We start from the raw sequence: 6,778 nt of genomic DNA, 5'->3' as shown, positions 1-6,778 counted from the left end.
CCCCGGAGAACATCCACAACCCGAGCCACGGCGCCAAGCGCGGCACGCCGACCATGGGCGGCACGATCTTCATCGTCGGCACGCTCGTCGGCTACTTCATCGGCACGTTCGTCGGCCGGAATCCGCCGACGATCTCCGGGCTCCTGGTGATCTGGATGATGGTCGGCTTCGGTGTGGTCGGGTTCATCGACGACTTCATGAAGGTGCGGCGGCAGAACAGCCTGGGTCTCAGCGGCTGGCGCAAAGTGGCCGGCCAGGGCGTCGTCGTCGTGGTCTTCGGCATCGCCGCACTCAACTTCCCGAACGGCGACGGACAGACCCCCGCAAGCCCGTTCGTCTCGCTCTTCCGCGATGTTCCGTGGCTGTCGTTCATGGCGCTCGGCGCGGTGATCGGATGGATCCTGTACCTCGCCTGGATCGCCCTGCTCGGCGTGGCGAGCTCCAACTCCGTGAACGTGTCGGACGGGCTCGACGGCCTCGCGGCGGGCTCGGCCATCTTCGTCACGAGCGCCCTCGCCCTCGTCGCGTTCTGGCAGTTCAAGCAGCCCTGCGACGCCGTGACGGCGCACGCCGGACTCAGCGAGGCCTGCTATCAGACCCGGGACCCGTTCGACCTCGCGATCATCGCCGCCTCGTTCATCGGCGCACTGGTCGGGTTCCTGTGGTGGAACGCGCCGAAGGCGAAGGTGTTCATGGGCGACGTCGGGTCGATGTCGATCGGCGGAGTCATCGCCGCCCTCGCGATCCTCACCCGCACCGAGATCCTGCTCGTCGTCATCGCCGGCGTCTACGTCATCGCCTCCGGGTCCGTCATCCTCCAGCGGGTCTACTTCAAACTGACCCGAGGCAAGCGGCTGTTCCTCATGAGCCCCCTGCACCATCACCTCGAGATGCGTGGCTGGGCGGAGATCACGATCGTCGTGCGCATGTGGATCATCGCGGGCCTGCTGGCACTCTCCGGCGTCGGCCTGTTCTACGTGGAGTGGCTGGTGCGCCTGTGACGGCCGCCTCGCGGCTCGACACCCTCACCAGCTGGCACGCCGACTGGTCCGGCGTGCGCGTCGCGGTGCTCGGCCTCTCGGTCACCGGATTCTCCGTCGCCGACACGGTCGCCGAGCTCGGTGCCGAGGTGCTCGTGCTGACGGAGAACGCCGATGAGGAGTACGCGACACTCCTGCCCGTCATCGGCGCCGCCCTCCACCTCGGTCCGCTCGACGCCCTGCCTGCGGCGCTCACCGACTTCGCGCCCGATGTGGTCATCGCATCCCCGGGGTTCTCGCCGCGGCATCCGGTCATCGAGGCCGTGCGCGACGCGGGCATCGCCCTGTGGGGAGACGTCGAGCTCGCCTGGCGGGTGCGCGACAAGGTGCTGCGCGCCGACGGCACGCCGGCCGAGTGGGTGCTCGTCACCGGCACCAACGGCAAGACCACCACGACCCGGCTCGCCGCGACGATGCTCGTCGAGGGCGGGCTGCGTGCGGCGCCCTGCGGCAACATCGGCGTGCCCGTGCTCGACGCCGTGCGCGACCCGCTCGGGTTCGACGTGCTCGTCGTCGAACTCTCCAGTCACCAGCTCTGGTATCTCGGGCTGCAGAGCGGCCCCGAGCCGCTGTCGCCCCACGCCGCGGTCTGCCTGAACCTCGCCGACGACCACCTCGAATGGCACGGCTCCTTCGAGGCCTACCGCGACGCCAAGGCCGTCGTGTACCGCCACACGAAGGCCGCGTGCGTGTACAACAAGGCAGACGCCGCGACCCTCCGCATGGTCGAGGAGGCCGAGGTCGTCGAGGGTGCCCGAGCCATCGGCTTCGACCTGGGCGTGCCCGGCCCGAGCGACCTCGGCGTCGTCGACGGCATCCTCGTCGACCGGGCGTTCCTCGAGGAGCGCCGCACCAGTGCCCTCGAGCTGACGACCGTCGCCGACCTCGCCGCCCGCGACCTCGCCGCCCCGCACGTCGTCGCGAACATCCTGGCCGCCAGCGCCCTCGCCCGCTCGCTCGATGTCGCCCCCGCCGCGATCCGCACCGCCCTCGAGAACTTCACGCTCGACCCGCACCGCATCCAGGTCGTCGGCCGTGCCGGCGGTGTCGTGTGGGTCGACGACTCGAAGGCGACCAACCCTCATGCCGCGGCCTCGTCGCTCGCCGCATACCCGGGCGCGATCTGGGTCGTCGGCGGACTGCTGAAGGGCGTCGACATCGGGGAGCTCGTCGCCACGCGAGGCGGTCGCGCGAAAGCCGTCGTCGTGATCGGCGTCGACCGGACGGCGATCGTCGCGGCGTTCCAGCGACACGCGCCCGAGGTGCCCCTCATCGAGGTCGACCACGCTCAGACTGAGAGCGTCATGGCGCGCGCGGTGCAGGCTGCCGGCGAGGTCGCCCGTGACGGGGACGTCGTGCTGCTCGCCCCCGCCGCGGCATCCTTCGACCAGTTCGCGTCGTACGCCGACCGCGGCAACAAGTTCGCCGCAGCGGTGAAGGACTGGATCGAGAGGAACGCCGGTGGAGGATCGCACCCAGACACCCCCGGCGACACCTCCGGACACTGACCCCGGGCGGCGCGGGATCGCCGCCCGCATCCATCTGGGGCGCGTGTTCACGCCGCTTCCGGGCGAATACCTCTTGATCGTCTCGACCGTGCTGGTGCTCACCGGGTTCGGGCTGGTCATGATCCTCTCCGCCACCTCCGCGACAGCGACGGAGTCGGGGGGGAACCCCTATTCGGCCGTGCTGAAGCAGGCCCTGTTCGCGGCGATCGGCATCCCCTTGATGTTCATCGCCTCGCGGATGCCGGTCGGGTTCTGGAAGCGCATGGCCTGGCCGTTCCTGATCTTCGCCCTCCTCGTGCAGCTCCTCGTCTACGTCCCCGGCCTCGGCGTCCACGCCGGAGGCAACCAGGCCTGGATCCAGGTGGGTCCGTTCCAGGCGCAGCCCAGCGAGTTCGTGAAGATGGGCATGGCGCTGTGGATCGCGGCCGTGCTCGCCCGCAAGGGCCCGCTGCTGTCGAACTGGCGCCACGTGTACGTGCCGGTCGTTCCGGGAGCACTGCTCGCCATGGGCACCGTGCTCGCCGGCGACGACCTCGGCACCACGATGGTGCTTGTGGCGCTGCTCATCGGCGCCCTCTTCTTCTCGGGCGTGAAGCTGCGCATCTTCGTGCTCCCGCTCGTCGTCTTCGTGGCCGGATGCTTCGTCTTCGCCGTGACCAATTCGAACCGTCTCGCGCGCATCCTGAGCTTCCTGAATCCGGATACCGCGTCGTGCTACTACAACGAGTGCTACCAGCCGCTGCACGGCATCTGGGGTCTCGCAGGAGGTGGCATCTTCGGTCTCGGCCTCGGCAACTCCAAGGAGAAGTACGACTGGCTGCCGGCCGCGCCCAACGACTACATCTTCGCAATCGTCGGGGAGGAGCTCGGCCTCGTCGGATGCCTCCTTCTGCTCTCGCTGTTCGTGGTGCTCGCGGTCGGCATCTTCCGCATTATCCGTCGCACCGACGACCTGTTCGTGCGGGTCGCGTCGGGCGCGATCGTGACGTGGATCACCGCGCAGGCGTTCATGAACATCGCCGTCGTGCTGCGCATCTTCCCGGTACTGGGCGTGCCGCTGCCGTTCGTCTCGCAGGGAGGCACGTCCCTCGTGTCCGTGCTGTTCGCGTCGGGCGTGCTGTTGTCGTTCACGCGATCGCTGCCGCAGCCGGTCGCGCTCACCTCCCCGGTCGTCACGACCGCCGCGGCCCCGGCCCCGCGCGGTCGCCGACCCGTGGAGGATGTCGCGCGGTGACCACCTACCTGCTCGCCGGCGGGGGAACCGCCGGTCATGTGAACCCGCTGCTCGCCGTCGCCGACGCGCTGCGCGCGCGCGAACCCGAGGCATCCGTCCTGGTTCTCGGCACCCGTGAGGGCCTCGAGGCGCGCCTCGTGCCGCTGCGCGGCTACGAGCTGCTCTTCATCGACAAAGTGCCGTTCCCGCGCCGCCCCGACCGCGCGGCCCTCGCCTTCCCGCGTCGCTTCGCGCGGGCGGTGCGGGCGGTGCGTCGCGACATCCGGGAGCGCGGCGTCGATGTCGTCGTCGGGTTCGGTGGGTACGCGGCGGCTCCCGCCTATGTCGCCGCGCGCCGCGAGCACGTGCCGTTCGTCGTGCATGAGGCCAACGCGAAGCCCGGGCTCGCAAACGTGCTGGGCGCGCGCCGCGCGGCCGCCGTCGGGGTCGCGTTCGAGGGCACGCCGCTGCGGCGAGCCGAGGTCGTCGGGATGCCGCTGCGTCGCGAGATCGTCGATCTCGACCGGTCGGCGCGCCGGGCCGAGGGTGCGGCGGCGTTCGGGCTCGATCCGGCGCGCCCGACGCTGCTCGTGTTCGGCGGCTCGCTCGGCGCGCAGCGGCTCAACGAGGCGTTCGGCGGCGCCTGGCGGGACGTGCTCGATGCCGGCTGGCAGCTGGTGCACGTGACGGGGGAGCGCTCCGATCTCGCCGACCCGGGTGCGACGGGCTACGCGCTGCGGCGCTACGTCGACCGAATGGACCTCGCGTTCGCCGCGGCCGACGCGATCGTGTCGCGGTCGGGCGCGGCGACGGTGAGCGAGATCAGCGCGCTCGGCATCCCCGCGGTCTACGTGCCCTACGCGGTCGGCAACGGCGAGCAGGCGCTCAACGCCGCCTCCGCTGTGCGCGCCGGTGCCGCGAGGCTGATCGCCGACGGGGAGTTCACCCCTGACCGGGTGCGGTCCGAGGTCGTACCGCTGCTCGCCGATGCCGCGGCGCTCCAGGCGATGACGGATGCCGCTTCCCTCGTCGGCACCCGGCACGGCGCCGAGAACGTGGTCGCCCTCATCGACCGGGCACTGGGTCGCTGAGAGTCTCGCGGCGGCGCCCGCGCGCCCGCGGCTCGTGCAGGATCGGCGAGCCTAGGATTGACGGGTCATGATCAGACCCGACCTCACCCTGCCGATTCCCGAGCACATCACCGCCGCGCACTTCATCGGCATCGGCGGCTCGGGGATGTCCGGCCTCGCCCGCATGTTCCTGGCCCGCGGCATCCGGGTGTCGGGTTCCGACCGCTCCGACAGCGCCGCCCTGCGCGCGCTGGCTGAGGCGGGCGCGACCGTGTACGTCGGTCACGACGCCGCGCACCTCGGCGACGCCGACACCGTCGTGCACACCGGGGCGATCTGGCCCGAGAACCCCGAGTTCGTGGCGGCGAAGCAGCGCGGTCTCGCGGTCATCCACCGTTCGCAGGCGCTGCACTGGCTGATCGGCTCGCGCCCGCTCGTGTCGGTGGCCGGTGCCCACGGCAAGACGACCTCGACCGGCATGATCGTGACCGCGCTCGGCGCGCTCGGCGCCGACCCGAACTTCGTGAGCGGTGGCGTGATCGCCGACCGCGGCGTCTCCAGCGGGTCCGGTGCCGACGACCTGTTCGTCATCGAAGCCGACGAGTCCGACGGCACCTTCCTGCTGTACGACACCGCGATCGCGCTGATCACGAATGTCGACCCCGATCATCTCGACCACTGGGGCACCCGCGATGCCTTCTTCGATGGCTTCGTGCGCTTCGCCGACGCGGCCACGCGGGCGGTCGTCATCTCGTCGGACGACCCGGGCGCGCTGCGCGTGCGGGCGGCCACGACGCATCCTCACGTGATCTCGTTCGGCCTCGCCGACGACGCTGACGTGCGCGTCGCCGAGGTGCGCACGGACGGTCCGGTGGCCTTCACGCTGCACCACGCGGGGGAGTCGGCCTCGGTGCGTCTGGCCGTTCCCGGCGTGCACAACGCCATCAACGCCGCCGGTGCGGTCGCTGTACTGCTGACGCTCGGCTACCCGCTCGCCGCCGCGGCCGACGCCGTCACCGGGTTCGCCGGCACCGTGCGGCGCCTCGAACTCCACGGCGAACGCCGGGGTGTGCGAGTCTTCGACGACTACGCGCATCACCCGACCGAGGTCGCCGCGGCCCTGGCCGCGACCCGCACCTTCGCCGACGGCGGACGCATCATCGCCGTGCACCAGCCCCACACCTACTCGCGCACGCAGGAGATGCACCGCGAGTTCGCCGAGGTGCTCGAGAGTCTGGCCGACCACACCGTTGTGCTCGACGTGTACGGGGCTCGCGAGGATCCGGTGCCGGGAGTGACGGGCCGACTCGTCAGCGACGACTTCACGGATGCCGCGCATGTCGCGTTCGTCCCGGACTGGCAGGCCGCCGCCGACTACACGGCCGGCGTCGCCCGCGACGGCGACGTCGTGATCACCCTCGGCTGCGGGGACGTGTACCGGATCATCCCGCAGGTGCTGGCCGCTCTCGAGACCGAGCCCGCGGGGGTCTGACGGTGCGACGGCCCACCCCGCTGCCCACGCCGGAGGAGCCGCCGCGCCGCGCCGCGGCCGATCGCGGCGGATCCGCGCGTGGCGCGGCATCCGATGCGGCACCGGCGTCGGCGCCGGAAGCGCAGCGGCGGGAGATCCCGGCCCGTGCGTCCGCGTCTCGACGACGCCCGTCGGAGCCGGCGGTGGAGGAGACCGCGCCGATGCCGGAGTGGATCGACGACGCACCGCTGTTCGCGCCCGAACCGCTGCGGCCCGTCGACCGGGAAGCGGTCCCCGTCGACGCTCCCGCGGAGCCGCCGGCGGCGGCGGAGTCGACGGTTCGTCTCGGCGACGTGTGGCGGTCCGCGCGTGCGCGGCGGCGCGCGATCCGCTCGGAGGTGCGTCGGTTCACCGTTCGCCAGCGTCGCAGGCGCATCGTGTGGCTGTCGGTCGTCGCCGCCGTCGTGCTGCTCATC

5 protein-coding genes and 1 pseudogene are annotated in these 6,778 nt (G+C 71.5%); all 6 read left to right on the top strand.

Annotated features, from left to right (window positions below; genetic code table 11):
• A partial coding sequence (gene mraY / locus ASG00_RS12350; RefSeq protein WP_056209960.1) for a phospho-N-acetylmuramoyl-pentapeptide-transferase occupies window positions 1-1,001 on the top strand: 1,001 nt, incomplete at its 5' end.
• Entirely contained in the window at window positions 998-2,548 is a 1,551-nt protein-coding gene (murD, locus tag ASG00_RS12345) for a UDP-N-acetylmuramoyl-L-alanine--D-glutamate ligase (protein ID WP_056209958.1), read from the top strand. The genes mraY and murD, both read left to right, overlap by 4 nt.
• Complete coding sequence (gene ftsW / locus ASG00_RS12340) at window positions 2,502-3,782, top strand: putative lipid II flippase FtsW (protein ID WP_056209956.1); 1,281 nt, start codon at window positions 2,502-2,504, stop codon at window positions 3,780-3,782. Before murD ends, ftsW begins: the two co-directional genes overlap by 47 nt.
• On the top strand, window positions 3,779-4,852 hold the full coding sequence (locus tag ASG00_RS12335; RefSeq protein ID WP_045247231.1) for a UDP-N-acetylglucosamine--N-acetylmuramyl-(pentapeptide) pyrophosphoryl-undecaprenol N-acetylglucosamine transferase: 1,074 nt from the start codon (window positions 3,779-3,781) through the stop codon (window positions 4,850-4,852). The genes ftsW and ASG00_RS12335 overlap by 4 nt, the downstream gene beginning before the upstream one ends.
• Before the next feature lie 67 nt (window positions 4,853-4,919).
• Window positions 4,920-6,323, top strand: a complete 1,404-nt coding sequence (murC, locus tag ASG00_RS12330; RefSeq protein ID WP_056209954.1) for a UDP-N-acetylmuramate--L-alanine ligase — start codon at window positions 4,920-4,922, stop codon at window positions 6,321-6,323.
• Between the two features lie 182 nt (window positions 6,324-6,505).
• Window positions 6,506-6,778 (top strand): annotated as a pseudogene (locus tag ASG00_RS15480) (FtsQ-type POTRA domain-containing protein); the annotation flags it as partial.

It is taken from the genome of Microbacterium sp. Leaf351, assembly GCF_001423825.1.
In the GTDB taxonomy this organism is placed as follows: domain Bacteria; phylum Actinomycetota; class Actinomycetes; order Actinomycetales; family Microbacteriaceae; genus Microbacterium; species Microbacterium ginsengisoli.
This window is presented reverse-complemented; position numbering and strand designations above follow the sequence as displayed.

Coding starts and splice junctions, on each gene's coding strand:
- murC (WP_056209954.1), top strand. CDS start 4,920: ATGATCAGACCCGACCTCACCCTGCCGATTCCCGAGCACATCACCGCC.